Here is an 18735-nt window from a genome sequence, read left to right on the forward strand (position 1 = left end):
CACAAGATGGAAAAATGGTTTAACGTCGGAAAAATCGTGAACACTCATGGTATTCAAGGAGAAATAAGAGTGATTTCACGAACGGATTTCCCAGACGAAAGATATAAAGTAGGCAATGTTCTTTACTTGTTTATGTCAGAGGAAACAGAAGGAAAGCCTGTCATTATTACTTCGCACCGTAAACATAAAAATTTTGATTTGCTGATGTTAGAAGGGTTTGACAACATTAACAAAGTAGAATCTTTAAAAGGTGCATTATTAAAAATTAAAGAAAGTCAGCTTGGTGAGTTACCAGAAGGAGAATATTACTTTCATGAAATCATCGGGTGTACTGTGCAAACGCTCGATGGTGAAGAAGTCGGTAAAATAAAAGAAATCCTGACGCCTGGCGCGAATGACGTGTGGGTCGTTAAAGGAGAAAAAGGAAAAGATCACTATATCCCTTATATTGAGCAAATTGTAAAAAAGGTAGATATAAAGGAGAAAGTGATCATTATTGAGCCGATGGAAGGGCTTTTATCATGATGAACATTGATGTGTTATCGCTTTTTCCTGAAATGTTTCAAGGTGTTTTTCATTCCTCTATGTTAAAAAAAGCAGAGGAGAAGGGGAAAGTTCAGTACAACGTCGTTAATTTTAGGGAGTTTGCTGAAGGGAAGCATCATACAGTAGATGACTATCCTTATGGTGGAGGAGCCGGAATGGTGTTAAAGCCTCAACCCGTATTTGATGCAGTTGCTCATTTAAAGGAGAAAGCCGCCTCCTCTCAACCTCGAATTATATTAATGTGCCCTCAAGGTGAGCGATATACTCAGAAGAAAGCGGAGGAGCTCGCTAAAGAAGAGCATTTAATTTTTATTTGTGGTCACTATGAAGGCTATGACGAGAGAATTAGAGAGCATCTTGTCACAGATGAAATTTCAATAGGTGATTATGTGTTAACCGGGGGAGAGCTCGGTGCGATGGTCGTTGTTGATAGTGTTGTTCGCTTGCTACCTGATGTGTTAGGAAATGAAGATTCACCCGTATTAGACTCCTTCTCATCCGGTTTGCTTGAACATCCTCAGTACACAAGACCAGCCGATTTTCGAGGGTTAAAGGTGCCAGACGTTCTGCTTTCAGGGAACCATCGATTGATTGATGAGTGGCGAGATCAACAATCTTTAAGGCGCACATGGGAACGACGGCCAGATCTATTGGAAAAATACCCATTAACAGAACGGCAATTAACTTGGATACATCAATGGAATCAACAAAAAAGAACTTGATTTATTCATTTGATTTTGATAGAATTTACAAGTGGTTTGTGGCAAGAGCTGCAGCCCATTAAAACGGTGTTCCGCTGGGGCAAATGATAGCCGATAAGAGCATCTGTTAGAAGGAGAGGAATATAATGTACAAATTAATTCAAGAACTTACTCAAGAACAACTTCGTTCAGACTTACCATCTTTCCGTCCTGGAGATACAGTTCGCGTACACGTAAAAGTTATCGAGGGTACTCGTGAGCGTATTCAGGTATTTGAAGGTGTAGTAATTAAACGTCGTGGTGGCGGAATTAGCGAAACATTTACTGTTCGCAAAATCTCTTACGGTGTTGGTGTGGAACGTACATTCCCGCTTCATACACCAAAAATCGCTCAAATCGAAGTGCTTCGCCGCGGTAAAGTTCGTCGTGCAAAACTTTACTACTTACGTAACCTTCGTGGTAAAGCTGCTCGTATTAAAGAAATTCGATAATTATGTAAGATTTGAAAAAGGGGGCTTGGAAACAAGCTCCTTTTTCAATCCCATTTACTTTTCTTGAAGTGTTTTTACATGATATGATTGTAGTATAAAAAATAGGTGGTGGTTATTTTGGCGAAGGAAAAAAACGAATTTTGGGAATGGACGAAGGCTTTTTTAATTGCAATCGGACTCGCAGCTATCATTCGATATTTTATTATTGCACCGATTGTTGTAGATGGAGAGTCCATGATGCCAACTTTGAACAATGGAGATTGGATGATGGTCAATAAAATGGACACTCCAGAACGGTTTGATATCGTTGTCTTTCATGCTCCAGAAAACAAGGACTATATTAAACGGGTTATTGGTCTTCCAGGAGATACCGTTGAGTATAAAGACGATAAACTATACATTAATGGTAAATACTACGAAGAACCGTATTTAGATGAATATAAAAGTCAAGAGCCTGGACCGCTTACTCCTGATTTTACTTTGGAAGAAATAACAGGGCGTAAAACTGTGCCAGAAGGAGAGATTTTTGTTCTTGGTGATAATCGTCTCTATAGTAAAGATGGACGACACATTGGAACAGTGAGTATGGATGAAGTAGTCGGAAGTACAAATGTCGTTTTCTGGCCTCTGGGAAACATGCGCTTAGTCGACTAAACTAGACATACATCATAGAACGGAGGTGGAGCTTTTGACGATTCAATGGTTTCCAGGCCACATGGCAAAAGCAAGAAGAGAAGTAACGGAGAAATTAAAGCTTGTCGATATTATATTTGAACTAGTAGATGCTAGGCTTCCAATCTCATCTAGAAATCCAATGATTGATGAGATCATTCAGCAAAAGCCGCGACTAGTGTTACTCAATAAAGCCGATTTAGCTGATCCGGCAATGACAACGAAGTGGTTAGCTTATTTTGAGAAGGAAGGAATTAAAGCCTTACCGATCAATTCACAAGCGGGTAGTGGACTGCAAACCATTAGCAAAGCGGCGAAAGAAGTATTAAAAGAGAAGCTTGAGCGGATGAAATCTCGCGGAATTAGACCGAGAGCGATTCGGGCAATGATCGTTGGTATTCCAAACGTAGGAAAATCAACATTGATTAATCGATTAGCGAAAAAGAATATCGCGAAAACAGGAAATATGCCGGGCGTCACAAAAGCTCAACAATGGATTAAAGCCGGGAAAGAGATGGAGCTGTTAGATACACCGGGTATTCTTTGGCCAAAATTTGAAGATCCTGAAACTGGTTATAAGTTGGCACTAACCGGTGCGATTAAGGATGCTATTTTAAATTTGCAAGATGTAGCTATTTTTGCTCTCCGTTTTTTAGAAACACACTATCCTGAACGATTACAAGAGCGATATGAGATGGAAGAACTATTTGATGAAGTGGTCGATGTTTTTAACCATATCGGAAAATTAAGAGGTTGTTTAGCGAGTAAATTCGAAGTGGACTACGATAAAACGGCTGAAGTAATTATCCGTGACATTCGTGGAGAAAAGTTAGGCAGGTTAACTTTTGATGATCCTGAATACATCCCTCAATAACTAAAATTAAAGGTCCTTAAAAAGGGCCTTTATTTCGTTCCCAAAAATCCGATATAAATAGCAAATGTAGTAGGACAATCAATAGATAAGTGAGGAAACGATATGGCACTATCTGTATCTGAAGTGAAAGCATTATTAAAAGAAATTCATTCAAAAGAAGATCCACGGTTGACATCGTTGATAGACGATTCACGTAAAGGTGTCCAACAAGCTTTGCAACAATGGTATAAAGCGCAGGAGAGGCTTGAACGGGACCACCTGATTTATAAAGAAATGCTGAAATACGAGCAACAACTCATTGACCAAGGAATGACGTATATAGCAGGAATCGATGAAGTCGGACGAGGGCCGCTCGCTGGTCCAGTTGTGGCCGCAGCAGTCATCTTGCCTTTAAATTTTTATTTACCAGGGTTAAATGATTCAAAAAAACTCAGTGAAGCAAAAAGAGACCAGTTTTATGAGGTGATTGTAGAACAAGCAGATGTGGGCATTGGTATTGTCTCCTCTGAAGGCATCGATCAGCTTAATATTTATGAAGCGACAAAACAAGCGATGAAAACAGCCGTTTGTGCCCTTAAAACGCAACCGGAGCATTTGTTGATCGATGCCATGAAAGTAGATGTGCCAATTGGTCAAACATCCATTATTAAAGGCGATGCACACAGTGTTTCCATTGCTGCGGCTTCAGTAGTAGCGAAAGTAACGAGAGATAGATTGATGAAAGAATATGCACTTGTCTATCCGCACTATAGCTTTGAAAAAAATATGGGATATGGTACGAAAGAACATTTAGAAGGATTACAAGCATTTGGACCGATTGACATTCATCGTAAAAGCTTTGCACCTGTGAAAGAGATGATCAAAACGGCGAAACAATAGGAGGGGCATACCTTGAATATTGAGCTAATTGCAGCGAATAAAAGTCTAGTTGGTAAAGAAAAGTCTTTGCAATTAAGTGAAGGGCAAATTTTTTCGGGAAAAGTGGTGAAAATTCTTTCAAACGACATGGCAGAGGTTATGGTGGGGTCTAACAAGCTGATAGCCAAGCTAGAGACACCGCTACAAGCAGGAGAACGTTATTGGTTTAATGTCACCTCTGTAGAAAATGGTCTTGAGCTAAAGGTAGTGGCCGACTCTGGTTCATTGAGAGGTAATGTACAGCAAATGGCTGAATCGATTTTAAAACAGCTGATGCTGCCACCGACGAAAGAAAACAAGGCTTTTGTACAAATGATGATTAAAGAAGGTTTGCCACTGACGAAAGATATGGTGACGAAGGTAGGAGAATGGTTTGCAAAGTCAGGCATTAACGAAGGGATTCAAGCGATTAAAGCGATGATTGATCGTTCATTGCCGTTTACAAAAGATGTCTTTCAAGCATTGGTAACTGCACAATCACCAGTCAGTTTCGGCAAGTTAGCGGAACAGTTAGCAATAAACTTGCAAAATTTCACTGATCCACCTGAGTCCGCTGTACAGTTATTAAGAACGATCAAGGAATGGCAGCAACCAGTAACAACACGTACGGTTCAACAGGCGTTGACGTCTTTAATAGAAATGGCCACTCAACCAAATCAGTCGAGCAGCGAAAGAAATGTGGCTCTCCATACATTAAAATCATTAGGGCTTGTACCGAATTCAGCGTCAACCATACATGAGGCTTTAGAAGCAATTATTCAGCAATGGAAGGTCAATGATACAAAGGCATCGGACATGAGTGGGAATACCCAGAAGCTACCGATTCATGCAGCAATCAATGAATTGCAAGCTGCTGTCACTCAAATGCTCACGGAGGCTAATAGTCAAGCGATTGAAAGATTGAGGCAGGCACTGTTGAATGTATCTCAGCAAGCCGCTGTTCCGCAAGACATTGTTGATGAGATTGACTTACTCTTATCGGCTTTAAAAGAAAATAAACGGCCCCAAGAACAACTTCCAGCCATTTTTAAACTAGCAACGAAGCTTATGACATTCAATGAAAATCAGTTAGAAGCGGTGAAGGGGTTAGCTCTTTTTTTAAATCAAAGAGAGGAGACAGTCATTCAAAATTTTCGACAAGAAGCGGCGAATATTGTAGTGAAACCACAAGTATCACTTACTCCAGAAGAAGCATTGTTTCAACAATTACATTCATCGGTCGACAATGAAGCAAGACTTCAAATGATGGGAAAAGAGGCCTATGCTTTAATAAAAGAGGCTTTTACCTCTTTAGGGGTCGATTTAGAGGCGAGACTTGGATCGAAAAGCACGGGAGAAATGAATGTAGAGCAAATGATGAAGACACAACTATTAAAGTTGTTAGGAGAGGAAATGCCATTATCGATAAGAGACCTCGCTGAGAAAATGATTGGTCGAATAAATGCTCAACATATTTTATCGGCTGAAAACGGTCCGCTTCAACAACTGATTATGCAAATTCCCTTAAACTTATTTGGATTTCAAACAGATTTAACTTTGCAATGGTCAGGAAGGAAAAAGGAAAATGGCCAACTGGATGCCGACTATTGCCGAGTGCTATTTTACTTAAATCTTGAACATTTACAGGAAACAGTGATTGATATGCAAGTGCAAAACCGAATCATTAGTTTGCAAATTTTTAATGATACTCCTGGAATTCAAACCCTGGCTGCTCCAATGTTACCCGCTTTAAAAGCAGGGGTGGAAACAAAAGGGTATCAACTATCAACTGTTCAGTTTAAACAACCTGAGGAAAAGAAGGTGATACCTTTCGTTCAAGCTATGAATGAGCAAGCATATGCAGGAGTGGATATTCGAATATGAAAAAAGAAGAAAAAAGAATGCAAGCGGCCGCTTTATCTTATCAACCAGGGCAACAGGCTCCAACGCTGTTAGCGAAAGGAAAAGGAAAAATCGCTGAAAATATTATTCTTAAAGCTAAAGAGCATAATATTCCGATTCAGGAAGATCCGAGCCTCGTTGAAATTTTAGGTAAACTTGAGATCAATGAGTCGATTCCTGAGGAATTATATCAAGCGGTGGCAGAAGTATTTGCCTTTATTTATCGATTGGATCAGCAGAAAAAATAACAAAAAATAGGTGTAAACTTTTCAATCTGGGACAACATAAATAAGGGCTGCGTTACTTGCGCTTTATGGTTCTAGAAAAATTCAAAAACAATGAAATAATTAAGAAAACATTAAAAATTGGGACTACGAACAAAATATGTTCAAATTGTAGACATAAATACAGACTTTATATACAATGAAAGCGCAGTCTACTTTTTTTGAGATTGATAGGAGGATCAGTATGAATATCCATGAGTATCAAGGTAAGGAAATCCTCAGAAGTTACGGGGTAGCCGTTCCAAACGGTAAAGTTGCTTTCTCTGTTGAAGAGGCAGTTCAAGCAGCGAAAGAATTAGGCACAGAAATTTGTGTAGTTAAAGCACAAATTCATGCAGGTGGCCGCGGTAAAGCAGGCGGAGTAAAAGTAGCAAAAAATATTGAAGAAGTGCGTACATATGCAGAAGAAATTCTAGGTAAGACGCTTATCACGCATCAAAACGGTCCAGACGGAACAGAAGTAAAACGCTTACTAATTGAAGAAGGCTGTGATATCCAAAAGGAATATTACATCGGTCTTGTTCTTGATCGTGCGACTTCAAGAGTTGTATTAATGGCTTCTGAAGAAGGCGGAACGGAAATTGAAGAAGTAGCAGCGGCTACTCCTGAGAAAATTTTCAAAGAAGTAATTGATCCAGTAACAGGATTAATGCCATATCAAGCACGTCGTATTGCGTTCAACATTAACATTCCGGCGAAGCTTGTTAACAAAGCAGTGAAATTCATGATGGGTCTTTACACAGCATTCGTTGAAAAAGACGCTTCAATCGCTGAAATTAACCCGTTAGTAGTTACAGGTGACGGCAACGTGATGGCGTTAGATGCGAAATGGAACTTTGATTCCAATGCATTATACCGTCATAAAGATATTTTAGACTATCGTGATTTAGCAGAAGAAGATCCAAAAGAAATCGAAGCATCTAAATACGACTTAAGCTATATCTCTCTTGATGGTAACATCGGTTGTATGGTTAACGGTGCAGGTCTTGCGATGGCAACGATGGACATCATTAAGCATTACGGTGGAGACCCGGCTAACTTCCTTGATGTTGGGGGCGGCGCAACAGCTGAAAAGGTAACAGAAGCATTCAAAATCATTCTTTCTGACCAAAACGTTAAAGGAATTTTCGTTAACATTTTCGGTGGAATTATGAAATGTGACGTTATCGCAACTGGTGTTGTCGAAGCGGCTAAGCAAGTAGGTCTTTCTGTGCCATTAGTCGTACGTTTAGAAGGTACAAACGTTGACTTAGGAAAACAAATTTTGAGTGAATCTGACATCAACATTGTGGCTGCTGAGTCTATGGCTGATGGCGCACAAAAAATCGTTGAGCTTGTTGGCAAATAATTTCGGAGAGTTGACAATAGAAAGGCAGGTATAGGCATGAGTGTATTTATTAATAAAGATACGAAAGTAATCGTTCAAGGTATTACTGGTTCTACTGCTCTTTTCCATACAAAGCAAATGCTTGAGTACGGTACGAAAATCGTTGGTGGAGTAACACCTGGTAAAGGTGGAACAGAAGTAGAGGGAGTTCCTGTATTCAATACAGTAGAAGATGCTGTGAAAGCGACTGGAGCAAACGCTTCTGTCATTTACGTTCCAGCTCCATTTGCTGCAGATGCGATCGTTGAAGCAGTAGACGCTGAACTTGATTTAGTTATTTGTATTACAGAACATATCCCAGTTCTTGATATGGTGAAAGTAAAACGCTATATGCAAGATAAGAAAACTCGCTTAGTTGGACCAAACTGCCCAGGTGTGATTACACCAGGAGAATGTAAAATTGGTATCATGCCTGGTTACATTCATACAAAAGGTCATGTTGGCGTTGTTTCCCGTTCTGGTACGTTAACTTACGAAGCGGTTCATCAATTATCACAAGCTGGTATCGGTCAAACAACAGCTGTTGGAATCGGTGGAGACCCTGTAAATGGAACGGATTTCATTGATGTATTAAAAGCATTCAATGAAGACCCAGAAACAAAAGCGGTAATCATGATCGGTGAAATCGGCGGAACAGCTGAAGAAGAAGCAGCATTATGGGTGAAAGAAAACATGACGAAGCCAGTTGTTGGCTTTATCGGTGGACGTACAGCACCTCCAGGAAAACGCATGGGCCATGCTGGTGCGATCATCTCTGGCGGAAAAGGTACAGCTGACGAAAAAATCCGTGTAATGAACGAGTGCGGCATTAAAGTAGCTGAAACACCATCTGTTATGGGTGAAACGTTAATCGAAGTTATTAAAGAAAAAGGTATTTATGACGAGTGTAAAACTCATTAATTAAACACAGTAGATCGCAGCCTCATGTAGTCTAACATGAGGCTGCTTCTACTATTATAAAAAGGGGGAATTCGTTCTGGATCTGTTAACAAAAAAGCTGATTCACTTACAGCATTGTCCATCGGTTGGTTGGAAATCGATTTATTTATTATTAACGAAAGACCCAACTTTAGAAGGTTTGTATAATTATTCATCCTCCTATTATTCTTCCTTATTAAACATCTCAAGCTCTCAATCCTCTCAGATTATTAAACACTTACAACAACCTATTGAGCCTACTCTCCAAATATATGAATCAAAAAATATATCTTTTATTCCTCTATATAGTGAGAAATATCCTGAACTTTTATTACAGCTTCCACAGCCTCCTTGGGGTTTGTACGCATTAGGAGACCTTTCTTTATTATCATCTGAACGGAAACTAGCAATTGTTGGGGCTAGGAAAGCTAATGAGTATGGAGTACAGTCGATTCAATTACTCATGCCTAAACTAGTAGAACATAATTGTGTGATCGTTAGTGGTCTAGCAAAAGGAATAGATACATTTGCTCATCAAGAGGCCATGAAGCTATCCGGTCGTACGATAGCTGTGATCGCTGGGGGATTTCATCATCTTTATCCAGCAGAAAATATTTCACTTGCCCGCGAAATGGCTAAATATCAACTCGTCTTATCCGAATATCCTCCAAATACCAGACCTGCAAAATGGCAATTTCCAGCAAGAAATCGAGTGATTAGCGGTCTTTCCCTTGGGACATTAGTCATACAAGCTGGGAAAAGAAGCGGATCTTTAATCACGGCGTATTGTGCTTTAGAACAAGGAAGAGAAGTGTTCTGTGTCCCTGGAAAAATCACTGATCCTCTATCAGAAGGGACCAATGATTTAATAAATGATGGAGCAAAACTAGTGAGAACGAGTGAAGATATTTTAAATGAAATCATTAAAAACTGATGAAAATATAATGAAGAAACTCGGTATGATCTCCCCTTTTTTTGATTCTTTTTGGAAAGTTTTTTAAAAAAAGGTTGCAATTCTTTGTAATCTGTATTAAATTTTGCAAAAGAATCATCATTTTTAACTATAAAGCAAATGAAATATTTATACAGGGAAAACGAAATAGAGAAAATAAACGTAAATTCATTGACAATCCTCATTAAGACAGATAATAATGTTTGTTACATCTATTTATTTTCACCTCTAGGGGAGGTTTAAGCATGTCAGATTATTTAGTAATAGTAGAATCCCCTGCAAAAGCAAAAACGATTGAACGTTATTTGGGGAAGAGATATAAAGTGAAAGCATCCATGGGCCATGTGCGTGATTTGCCAAAAAGTCAGATGGGTGTAGATGTAAACCATCAATATGAACCAAAATATATAACGATTCGAGGGAAAGGCCCAGTTTTAAAAGAACTAAAGACAGCAGCGAAAAAGGCAAAGAAAATTTATCTTGCAGCGGACCCCGATAGAGAGGGAGAAGCGATTGCTTGGCATTTAGCACACAGTTTAAATCTCGATATTTCATCTGATTGTCGAGTGGTTTTTAATGAAATCACAAAAGACGCAATTAAAGAATCTTTTAAACACCCAAGACCGATTAATATGGATCTTGTCGATGCTCAACAAGCACGAAGAATATTAGATCGGCTTGTTGGCTATAATATTAGCCCTCTTCTTTGGAAGAAAGTGAAGAAGGGTCTTAGTGCCGGAAGAGTGCAGTCTGTGGCATTAAGGTTAATTATCGATCGTGAAAAAGAGATCCAACACTTTCAACCAGAGGAATACTGGACCATTGATGCGAAATTCTTGAAAGACCAAGACACATTCCAGGCGACCTTTTATGGGAAAGCTGGAAAGAAAGTAGCGTTGAAATCAGAAGAAGAAGTGAAAGCGATCCTTTCGACGATTCAAGGTAATGAATTTCAGTTGGCAAGTGTGACGAAGAAAGAGCGAAAAAGAAATCCAGCTCCGCCATTTACAACGTCATCTCTACAGCAGGAAGCGGCACGTAAATTGAATTTTAGAGCGAAAAAAACGATGATGCTTGCACAGCAATTGTATGAAGGGATCGATCTTGGAAAAGAAGGAACGGTTGGTTTAATTACGTACATGAGAACCGATTCAACGAGAATTTCTGAAGTGGCTCAAAAAGAAGCTTACGACTATGTGAAGACAACTCACGGTGAAGAATTCACAACCAAGGGAGTAACAAAGAAAGATAAAAAACAATCGAATGCTCAAGATGCACATGAAGCCATTCGTCCTACTAGTATTTTAAAAGAACCGAACAGCTTAAAAAATTCTCTATCAAGAGATCAACTTCGTTTATACAAATTGATTTGGGAGCGATTCCTTGCTAGTCAAATGGCTCCTGCTATTATGGATACGGTAAGTGCAGATGTTGTCAATGGGGAAATAACATTTCGTGCAACCGGTTCCAAAATTAAATTTGCTGGGTTTATGAAGGTATATGTAGAAGGGTCAGATGATGGACAAGAAGAGAAAGAGAAGCAATTGCCAAACTTAGAAGTAGGAGACAAAGTGAAGGCAGAAGACATTGACCCGAAACAGCATTTCACGCAGCCACCACCGAGATATACAGAAGCTCGTCTTGTGAAAACACTCGAAGAACTTGGTATTGGTCGTCCATCTACTTTTGCACCAACGCTAGATACGATTCAAAAGCGTGGCTATGTTTCGTTAGATAATAAACGCTTCATTCCGACAGAGCTAGGTGAAATTGTCCATGAATTAATGGTTGAGTTTTTCTCTGATATCATTGATGTAGAATTTACTGCAAAAATGGAAAGAGATCTCGATGGTGTAGAGGATGGACAAGTCGAATGGGTTCAAGTAATCGATGAATTTTACAAAGGCTTTGAACAGCATTTAGTCAAAGCGGAAGCCGAGATGGAACAAGTAGAGATCAAAGATGAGCCAGCAGGTGAAGATTGTGAAAGTTGTGGTCATCCGATGGTCTTTAAAATGGGTCGATATGGGAAATTCATGGCTTGTTCCAATTTTCCTGATTGCCGAAACACAAAAGCCATTGTGAAAGAAATCGGTGTTAAATGTCCGAAGTGTAGTGAAGGTAATATAATAGAAAGAAAAAGTAAGAAACGACGAATTTTTTACGGCTGCGATGGTTTTCCAGAATGTGATTTTCTATCGTGGGATAAGCCAATTGAAAGAAAATGTCCGAAATGTGAACAACTATTAGTTGAAAAGAAGTTGAAAAAAGGTGTACAGATTCAATGTACCAGTTGTGATTATAAAGAGGAGCCACAGACATAAAAGCGGGGAGAACCCGCTTTTTTCTGTTTTTTTAGTATATAATGCTTTTTTTATAGGAACGACTGTTGTACAATGCTTTAGGGATATAATTGTACGTACCACTAATTGTTCAGGAGGTTGTATAAATATGGAGAAAACAGTTAACGTCATAGGTGCTGGTTTAGCAGGGAGTGAAGCGGCATTTCAAATAGCAGAAAGAGGAATCAAAGTACATTTATATGAAATGCGTCCCGTGAAGCAAACACCTGCTCACCATACGGATCAATTTGCCGAGTTAGTATGCAGTAATTCGTTGCGTGCGAATGGATTAACAAATGCCGTTGGTGTGTTAAAAGAAGAAATGAGAAAGTTAAATTCTGTTATTATCTCTGCTGCCGATGATTGTGCAGTGCCGGCAGGAGGAGCATTAGCTGTTGACCGACATGAGTTTGCGGCGAAAGTGACAGAACGAGTAAAGAATCATCCAAATGTCACTGTGTTTCATGAAGAAGTAACGGAAATTCCTGAAGGTATTACCGTGATTGCTACTGGACCATTGACAAGTCCAGCGTTGTCTCAAAAGTTAAAGGAATTAACAGGTCAAGATTATTTGTATTTTTATGATGCAGCAGCTCCTATTATTGAAAAAGATAGCATAGATATGAATAAGGTGTATTTGAAATCTCGCTATGATAAAGGTGAAGCGGCTTATTTAAACTGTCCGATGACAGAAGAAGAGTTTGATCGTTTTTACGAGGCGTTAATTTCAGCTGAAACCGTTCCTTTAAAAGAGTTTGAAAAGGAAATATTTTTTGAAGGTTGTATGCCGATTGAAGTTCTAGCTAAGCGTGGGAAGAAAACAATGCTGTTCGGACCGATGAAGCCTGTTGGTCTAGAAGATCCAAAAACAGGAAAGAGACCGTATGCTGTCGTGCAGTTAAGACAAGATGATGCGGCAGGAACTTTGTATAATATCGTTGGATTTCAAACTCACTTAAAATGGGGTCCACAAAAAGAAGTAATGAGATTGATCCCAGGTCTTGAACAAGCAGAAATTATCCGTTACGGAGTGATGCACAGAAATACATTTATTAATTCACCGAAAGTGTTGAAGTCAACTTATCAATTAAAAGAACAGGATCGTCTATTGTTTGCTGGTCAGATGACCGGAGTTGAGGGGTATGTTGAATCAGCAGCTAGTGGTTTAATGGCTGGGATGAACGCTGCGAGGTTAGCGAAGGGAGAAGACCCGTTGATTGCTCCTCCTGAAACAGCTATTGGTAGTATGGCTCGTTATATCACAACCGCTAATGAAAAGAATTTTCAACCGATGAACGCCAACTTTGGTTTATTCCCTGAACTTCCTGTCAAGATTAGGAATAAAAAAGAGCGCTATGAAGCGCACGCTACTCGAGCATTAGAAAAGATTCAAACTTTTGTGAAAAGTTTGTAAACTTTATTGCGTGGGCTACAGTAGTATGATACTATTTAGTAGCCTTTATGGGGTGTGTTGATGTCGAAGCTTTTCAATAATTATTTAAGGGATTTTATTGAATATTTGCGAATCGAGAAAAATTACTCTGCCTATACAATAGATGGTTATAACCGAGATATTGAAGAATTCTTTTTGTTCATTAATGAACAAGGAACGGCCGCATTAGATCACATTGAATATTTTGATGTGCGTTTGTATTTGACCAGACTTTATGAAAAGCAGATGGCTAGGTCATCCATTGCTAGAAAAATTTCAAGCTTGCGAAGTTTTTTTCGCTATTTAGTTCGGGAAAAAGTGATTAAAGAAAATCCTTTCACTCTCGTTCAACAGGCAAAAGAGGCGAAGAAGTTACCTTCCTTTTTTTACGAGGAAGAAATGAAAGAGCTTTTTGCTGTATGTGAAGGAGAAAGCCCATTACAAATCCGTAATAAAGCATTGTTAGAACTTCTCTATGCAACGGGAATGCGCGTCAGCGAGTGTGCCGCTATCGAATTAAAGGATATTGATTTTGAGATGTCGGTCATCTTGGTTCACGGGAAAGGTCAAAAACAGCGTTATGTACCTTTTGGAAGCTTTGCTCATGAAGCACTAGAAAGATACATATCTGAACAAAGAGAAGAGTTAATGAAATCGGTCAAAAAACATGACTATTTATTTGTTAATCATAGAGGAACCCCATTGACACCAAGGGGAATCCGCTATATATTAACGAAGCTTATTAGTGAGGCTTCGTTAACAGGAACGATCCATCCGCATATGCTGAGGCACACATTTGCTACTCATTTGTTAAATAATGGAGCGGATATGAGAACCGTGCAGGAATTACTTGGTCATGCACATTTGTCTTCCACTCAAATTTATACACATATTACAAAAGAACATTTGCGTAAAACATACTTATCACATCATCCGCGTGCCTAAAGGAGGAGTCTAAAGAGATGGAACAATTTCATGCAACGACAATATTTGCAGTACAGCATAAAGGAAAATGTGCTATGTCAGGAGATGGACAGGTGACATTTGGGAATGCTGTGGTCATGAAGCATACCGCTCGCAAAGTGCGTAAATTATTTAATGGAAAAGTACTTGCCGGATTTGCTGGATCAGTAGCAGATGCCTTTACTCTCTTTGAGCTGTTTGAAAATCGCCTTCAAGAATACAATGGGAATTTGCAACGTGCAGCCGTTGAGCTTGCAAAAGAGTGGAGATCAGATAAAGTGTTACGCAGGCTAGAAGCAATGCTTATTGTGATGGATGAATCTAATCTGTTGTTAATTTCCGGTACAGGTGAAGTAATCGAACCTGATGATGGCATACTAGCGATTGGTTCTGGTGGTAATTATGCATTATCCGCTGGTAGAGCGCTAAAGAAATTTTCTGGTGAACATTTAACAGCCAAGGAAATTGCTAAAGCAGCTCTTGAAATTGCTGGCGACATATGTGTGTATACGAATGATCAGATCATTGTGGAAGAACTCGACTGAGGAGTGAATAGACATGGAGAACAAATCATTACAGCTAACACCTAGACAAATAGTTGAACGCCTAGATCAGTATATTGTAGGTCAAAAGGATGCGAAAAAGGCGGTGGCTATTGCGTTAAGAAATCGTTATCGTCGTAGCTTCCTGCATGAGCAAATACGTGATGAAGTCATTCCTAAAAATATATTAATGATTGGTCCAACTGGAGTAGGTAAAACCGAAATCGCTCGCCGAATTGCCAAACTATCTGGAGCGCCTTTTATAAAGGTGGAGGCCACGAAATTCACAGAAGTTGGCTATGTTGGGCGTGATGTGGAATCCATGGTCCGTGACTTAGTTGAAACGGCTGTTAGAATCGTGAAAGAAGAGCGAATCCAAGCTGTGCAGGAGCCTGCAAAAGAAGCGGCGAATAAACGATTAGTTGAATTGTTAGTCCCTTCAAAAAAGAAAACGGCTACTGTGAAAAACCCATTTGAAATGTTATTTGGCGGAAATGGCAATCAAGTAGATACGAGTACGGATGATTCCATGGAAGAAATGACTATTCGTGAACAGCGAAAAATAATTGCTGATCGATTGGCGCGCGGCGAGATGGAAGAGGAAATAGTAACAATTGAAGTAGAAGAACAACCGCCATCGATGTTCGATATGTTCCAAGGCTCAGGTATGGAGCAAATGGGTATGAATATGCAGGATGCACTTGGTAGCCTAATGCCTAAAAAGAAAAAGAAACGGAAACTGACAGTAAAAGAAGCTCGGAAAGCTTTAACGATGGAAGAGGCACAGAAGCTTATTGACATGGATGATGTGACACAGGAGGCTGTGAACCGAGCGGAACAAACAGGAATCATTTTCATTGATGAAATTGATAAGGTAGCCGCTAAAGGTGCGGCATCATCCTCAGGCAGTGTCTCAAGGGAAGGGGTACAAAGAGATATTTTACCAATTGTTGAAGGTTCAACAGTTGTCACAAAATATGGTTCGATCAAAACGGACTTTATCCTTTTCATCGCGGCAGGGGCTTTCCATATGTCAAAGCCATCAGATTTAATACCTGAGTTACAAGGCCGTTTTCCTATTCGCGTCGAACTACAAAAATTAGCGGTTGAAGATTTTGTTCGGATCCTTGTTGAACCAGATAATGCATTGTTAAAGCAATACGAGGCATTATTGGCAACTGAAGGTATAGAAATTGAATTTTCTGACGATGCTATTCGTAGAATTGCTGAGATGGCCTTTGAAGTGAATCAAAATACTGATAATATTGGTGCGCGTAGACTTCATACGATTATGGAAAAGCTACTTGAAGATCTATCCTTCGAAGCCCCTGATATTACAATGGAAAAAATCACAATCACCTCTCAGTATGTAAATGAGAAGCTAGAGGCTATTTCTAAAAATAAAGATTTAAGTCAATTTATATTATAATGTTTCAAATTATCTAAACTATGGGTAAAATGAAATGGGTTTAAAAAATGAAATACTAGGATCGGCTGTAGAATATTCAGTCATTTGTAGGAGGATTTAGTTATGAATTTATTAGATAAAACGAGAAAGATTAATAAAATGTTGCAAAATGCAGCTGGTAAAGCAGTGAACTTCAAAGAAATGGCAGAATCTTTATCTGAAGTCATTGAAGCAAATATCTTCGTTGTTAGTCGTCGTGGAAAATTATTGGGGTTTGGCGTTAATCAACAAATTGAAAATGAGCGTATGAAAAAAATGTTAGCTGAGCGCCAATTTCCTGAAGAGTACACAAATAGCCTTTTCAATATCCAAGAGACATCTTCTAATCTAGATGTGAACAGTGAATATACGGCATTTCCTATCGAAAATAAGGAATTGTTTAAAAATGGATTTACGACAATCGTGCCAATTAGTGGTGCTGGAGAACGGTTAGGAACATTGGTTCTTGCTCGCCTTGAGGAACAATTCCATGACGATGACTTGATTTTAGGGGAATACGGAGCGACAGTTGTTGGAATGGAAATTCTTCGTGAAAAAGCAGAGGAAATTGAAGAAGAGGCAAGAAGCAAAGCGGTTGTTCAGATGGCTATCAGCTCATTATCTTATAGTGAGTTAGAAGCGATTGAGCATATTTTTGAAGAACTAGATGGAAAAGAAGGACTATTGGTTGCATCTAAAATTGCTGATCGAGTAGGGATCACACGTTCAGTTATTGTCAATGCGCTTCGTAAATTAGAAAGTGCTGGTGTTATTGAATCTCGTTCGTTAGGTATGAAAGGGACGTATATTAAAGTCCTAAATGATAAGTTTTTAATGGAACTAGAAAAACTAAAATCAAACTAATATAATAGAAAATCGCCTGTTTACGACAGGTGATTTTTTATTGGTTTTACGAAATTTGTGCTTTTTATCATTTGTTGTTCATAGGAATTTGTGATTAAATAAGGATATGCGATTCCCAAAAAGTAGTTTTTTATGCCATATATCCTATTTTTAATTGCTTTCACATGTGACTTTGTAAAAAAATATTTATTTTTTGTAAAATATAGTGTGAAATGAATATATTTGTAGTATATTTAGTTGCAGAATTTTAAAGATATATGTCGATTTGTCGTTATTGTTATCAAATTAATAATAAAGTGAAAGCTGGAGTGATCGTAAGTGAATTTATTTAATGGTTCTTTCGTAACCTTGGAGAAAGGGCTGAATTATTCAGCACTAAAGCAAAAAACGTTGGCGAACAATATCGCTAATGCAGATACACCGAACTATAAAGCAAAGGATGTTAGCTTTAAGGAAGTGTTTACGGATGCGCTCAATAATGCAATGACTGCTAACCGTACCGATTCTCGCCATTTTGAATTTCAATCAAGTGATCATCCAGCTATTGTGACGAAGCAAAATGTCTCTTATAACCAAAACGGTAATAGCGTAGATGTTGATAAGGAAATGTCGGATTTAGCGACCAATCAAATTTACTTTAATGCGCTTACTGATCGAATGGCTGGGAAATTTAATTCTCTTACAAATGTAATTAAAGGAGGAAAGTAACATGTCCATGTTCCAAAGCATGAACACCACTTCATCGGCCTTAACAGCCCAAAGGTTGAGAATGGATGTTGTTTCTTCGAATATGGCCAATATGGAATCGACTCGTGCAAAATTAGTCGATGGAGAATGGCAGCCATATCAACGGAAATCTGTCGTGTTACAACCGAAACAAGCTCAATTCTCTAGCTTTTTAAATAAAGCGATGAGTAAGCAAACAAATGGAGCAGGCGATGGGGTAAAAGTGACAAAGATTGTTGATGACAATGTGACTCCGTACAAGATGGTGTATGATCCAAGCCATCCAGATGCGAATGAAGAAGGGTATGTACAAATGCCTAATGTTGATCCATTAAGAGAAATGGTCGACTTAATGTCGGCTACTCGGTCTTATGAGGCAAATGTAACAGTATTCAATGCATCTAAGTCAATGATGATGAAAGCGTTAGAGATTGGTAAATAACGGAGGTGGATAGAGTGGCTATCGAATCAATTCAGGGAGTATCCCCGTTTATGAAAACAAATGCTATAGACAATAGCAAAAAAGTGTCACCTAGTGAAGCACAAGAAAATTTTGCTAGTACGCTTAAAAACTCAATCAATGAATTGAATAAACTAGAGACAGAATCTACGCAAATGACAGACAAAATGATTCGTGGAGAAGATGTCGATCTTCATCAAGTACTCATCGCAAGTCAAAAAGCAAATGTTTCAATGCAGTTCGCGATGGAAGTAAGAAACAAAGTGGTTGAAGCATATCAAGAGATCATGAGAATGCAAATGTAATAGCTTATGAAAAAAATTTGCAATTAGTAG

The 18735-nt window shown here is 38.9% G+C and carries 20 protein-coding genes; all 20 read left to right on the forward strand.

Annotated elements, in window-relative coordinates; genetic code table 11:
- Positions 1-6 precede the first annotated feature (6 nt).
- The 20 genes from rimM to fliE all read left to right on the forward strand — a co-directional run bounded on the left by rimM (position 7) and on the right by fliE (position 18705).
- Positions 7-525 (forward strand): ribosome maturation factor RimM, encoded by a 519-nt coding sequence (rimM, locus tag WDJ61_RS06700; RefSeq protein WP_338753973.1) that lies wholly within the window; start codon positions 7-9, stop codon positions 523-525.
- Positions 525-1268 (forward strand): tRNA (guanosine(37)-N1)-methyltransferase TrmD, encoded by a 744-nt coding sequence (gene trmD / locus WDJ61_RS06705; RefSeq protein WP_338754732.1) that lies wholly within the window; start codon positions 525-527, stop codon positions 1266-1268. Before rimM ends, trmD begins: the two co-directional genes overlap by 1 nt.
- Before the next feature lie 125 nt (positions 1269-1393).
- Entirely contained in the window at positions 1394-1738 is a 345-nt protein-coding gene (gene rplS / locus WDJ61_RS06710; RefSeq protein WP_338753974.1) for a 50S ribosomal protein L19, read from the forward strand.
- A 117-nt stretch (positions 1739-1855) separates the two neighbouring features.
- Complete coding sequence (gene lepB / locus WDJ61_RS06715; RefSeq protein ID WP_338753975.1) at positions 1856-2392, forward strand: signal peptidase I; 537 nt, start codon at positions 1856-1858, stop codon at positions 2390-2392.
- A gap of 34 nt (positions 2393-2426) precedes the next feature.
- A complete protein-coding gene (gene ylqF / locus WDJ61_RS06720; protein ID WP_338753976.1) occupies positions 2427-3284 on the forward strand; it encodes a ribosome biogenesis GTPase YlqF in 858 nt (285 codons plus the stop codon).
- A 102-nt stretch (positions 3285-3386) separates the two neighbouring features.
- Positions 3387-4163 (forward strand): ribonuclease HII, encoded by a 777-nt coding sequence (locus tag WDJ61_RS06725; RefSeq protein ID WP_338753978.1) that lies wholly within the window; start codon positions 3387-3389, stop codon positions 4161-4163.
- 12 nt (positions 4164-4175) lie between these two features.
- A complete protein-coding gene (locus tag WDJ61_RS06730; protein ID WP_338753980.1) occupies positions 4176-6065 on the forward strand; it encodes a hypothetical protein in 1890 nt (629 codons plus the stop codon).
- Complete coding sequence (locus WDJ61_RS06735) at positions 6062-6331, forward strand: EscU/YscU/HrcU family type III secretion system export apparatus switch protein (protein WP_338753981.1); 270 nt, start codon at positions 6062-6064, stop codon at positions 6329-6331. Before WDJ61_RS06730 ends, WDJ61_RS06735 begins: the two co-directional genes overlap by 4 nt.
- Before the next feature lie 220 nt (positions 6332-6551).
- Entirely contained in the window at positions 6552-7715 is a 1164-nt protein-coding gene (gene sucC, locus WDJ61_RS06740) for an ADP-forming succinate--CoA ligase subunit beta (RefSeq protein ID WP_338753982.1), read from the forward strand.
- 36 nt (positions 7716-7751) lie between these two features.
- Positions 7752-8654 carry a succinate--CoA ligase subunit alpha gene (sucD, locus tag WDJ61_RS06745; protein WP_338753984.1) on the forward strand — a complete coding sequence of 301 codons (903 nt, stop codon included), beginning with the start codon at positions 7752-7754 and terminating at the stop codon, positions 8652-8654.
- A 178-nt stretch (positions 8655-8832) separates the two neighbouring features.
- A complete protein-coding gene (gene dprA / locus WDJ61_RS06750; RefSeq protein WP_338753985.1) occupies positions 8833-9606 on the forward strand; it encodes a DNA-processing protein DprA in 774 nt (257 codons plus the stop codon).
- A gap of 263 nt (positions 9607-9869) precedes the next feature.
- Positions 9870-11948, forward strand: coding sequence for a type I DNA topoisomerase (topA, locus tag WDJ61_RS06755; protein WP_338753986.1), 2079 nt, complete (start codon positions 9870-9872; stop codon positions 11946-11948).
- Positions 11949-12075: 127 nt separating this feature from the next.
- Positions 12076-13380 carry an FADH(2)-oxidizing methylenetetrahydrofolate--tRNA-(uracil(54)-C(5))-methyltransferase TrmFO gene (gene trmFO, locus WDJ61_RS06760; protein ID WP_338753988.1) on the forward strand — a complete coding sequence of 435 codons (1305 nt, stop codon included), beginning with the start codon at positions 12076-12078 and terminating at the stop codon, positions 13378-13380.
- A gap of 60 nt (positions 13381-13440) precedes the next feature.
- Positions 13441-14343, forward strand: coding sequence for a tyrosine recombinase XerC (xerC, locus tag WDJ61_RS06765; protein WP_338753989.1), 903 nt, complete (start codon positions 13441-13443; stop codon positions 14341-14343).
- Positions 14344-14360: 17 nt separating this feature from the next.
- Complete coding sequence (gene hslV / locus WDJ61_RS06770; protein ID WP_338753990.1) at positions 14361-14906, forward strand: ATP-dependent protease subunit HslV; 546 nt, start codon at positions 14361-14363, stop codon at positions 14904-14906.
- A gap of 13 nt (positions 14907-14919) precedes the next feature.
- Positions 14920-16332 carry an HslU--HslV peptidase ATPase subunit gene (gene hslU, locus WDJ61_RS06775; RefSeq protein WP_338753992.1) on the forward strand — a complete coding sequence of 471 codons (1413 nt, stop codon included), beginning with the start codon at positions 14920-14922 and terminating at the stop codon, positions 16330-16332.
- 102 nt (positions 16333-16434) lie between these two features.
- Positions 16435-17214, forward strand: coding sequence for a GTP-sensing pleiotropic transcriptional regulator CodY (gene codY / locus WDJ61_RS06780; RefSeq protein WP_338753993.1), 780 nt, complete (start codon positions 16435-16437; stop codon positions 17212-17214).
- A gap of 318 nt (positions 17215-17532) precedes the next feature.
- Positions 17533-17922, forward strand: a complete 390-nt coding sequence (flgB, locus tag WDJ61_RS06785; RefSeq protein WP_338753994.1) for a flagellar basal body rod protein FlgB — start codon at positions 17533-17535, stop codon at positions 17920-17922.
- Position 17923: 1 nt separating this feature from the next.
- Positions 17924-18382 carry a flagellar basal body rod protein FlgC gene (gene flgC, locus WDJ61_RS06790; protein ID WP_338753995.1) on the forward strand — a complete coding sequence of 153 codons (459 nt, stop codon included), beginning with the start codon at positions 17924-17926 and terminating at the stop codon, positions 18380-18382.
- A gap of 20 nt (positions 18383-18402) precedes the next feature.
- Positions 18403-18705, forward strand: a complete 303-nt coding sequence (gene fliE, locus WDJ61_RS06795; RefSeq protein ID WP_413789084.1) for a flagellar hook-basal body complex protein FliE — start codon at positions 18403-18405, stop codon at positions 18703-18705.
- Positions 18706-18735 lie beyond the last annotated feature (30 nt).

The sequence above is a fragment of the Bacillus sp. FJAT-52991 genome (assembly GCF_037201805.1).
GTDB classification, from domain to species: Bacteria; Bacillota; Bacilli; order Bacillales; family Domibacillaceae; genus Bacillus_CE; species Bacillus_CE kandeliae.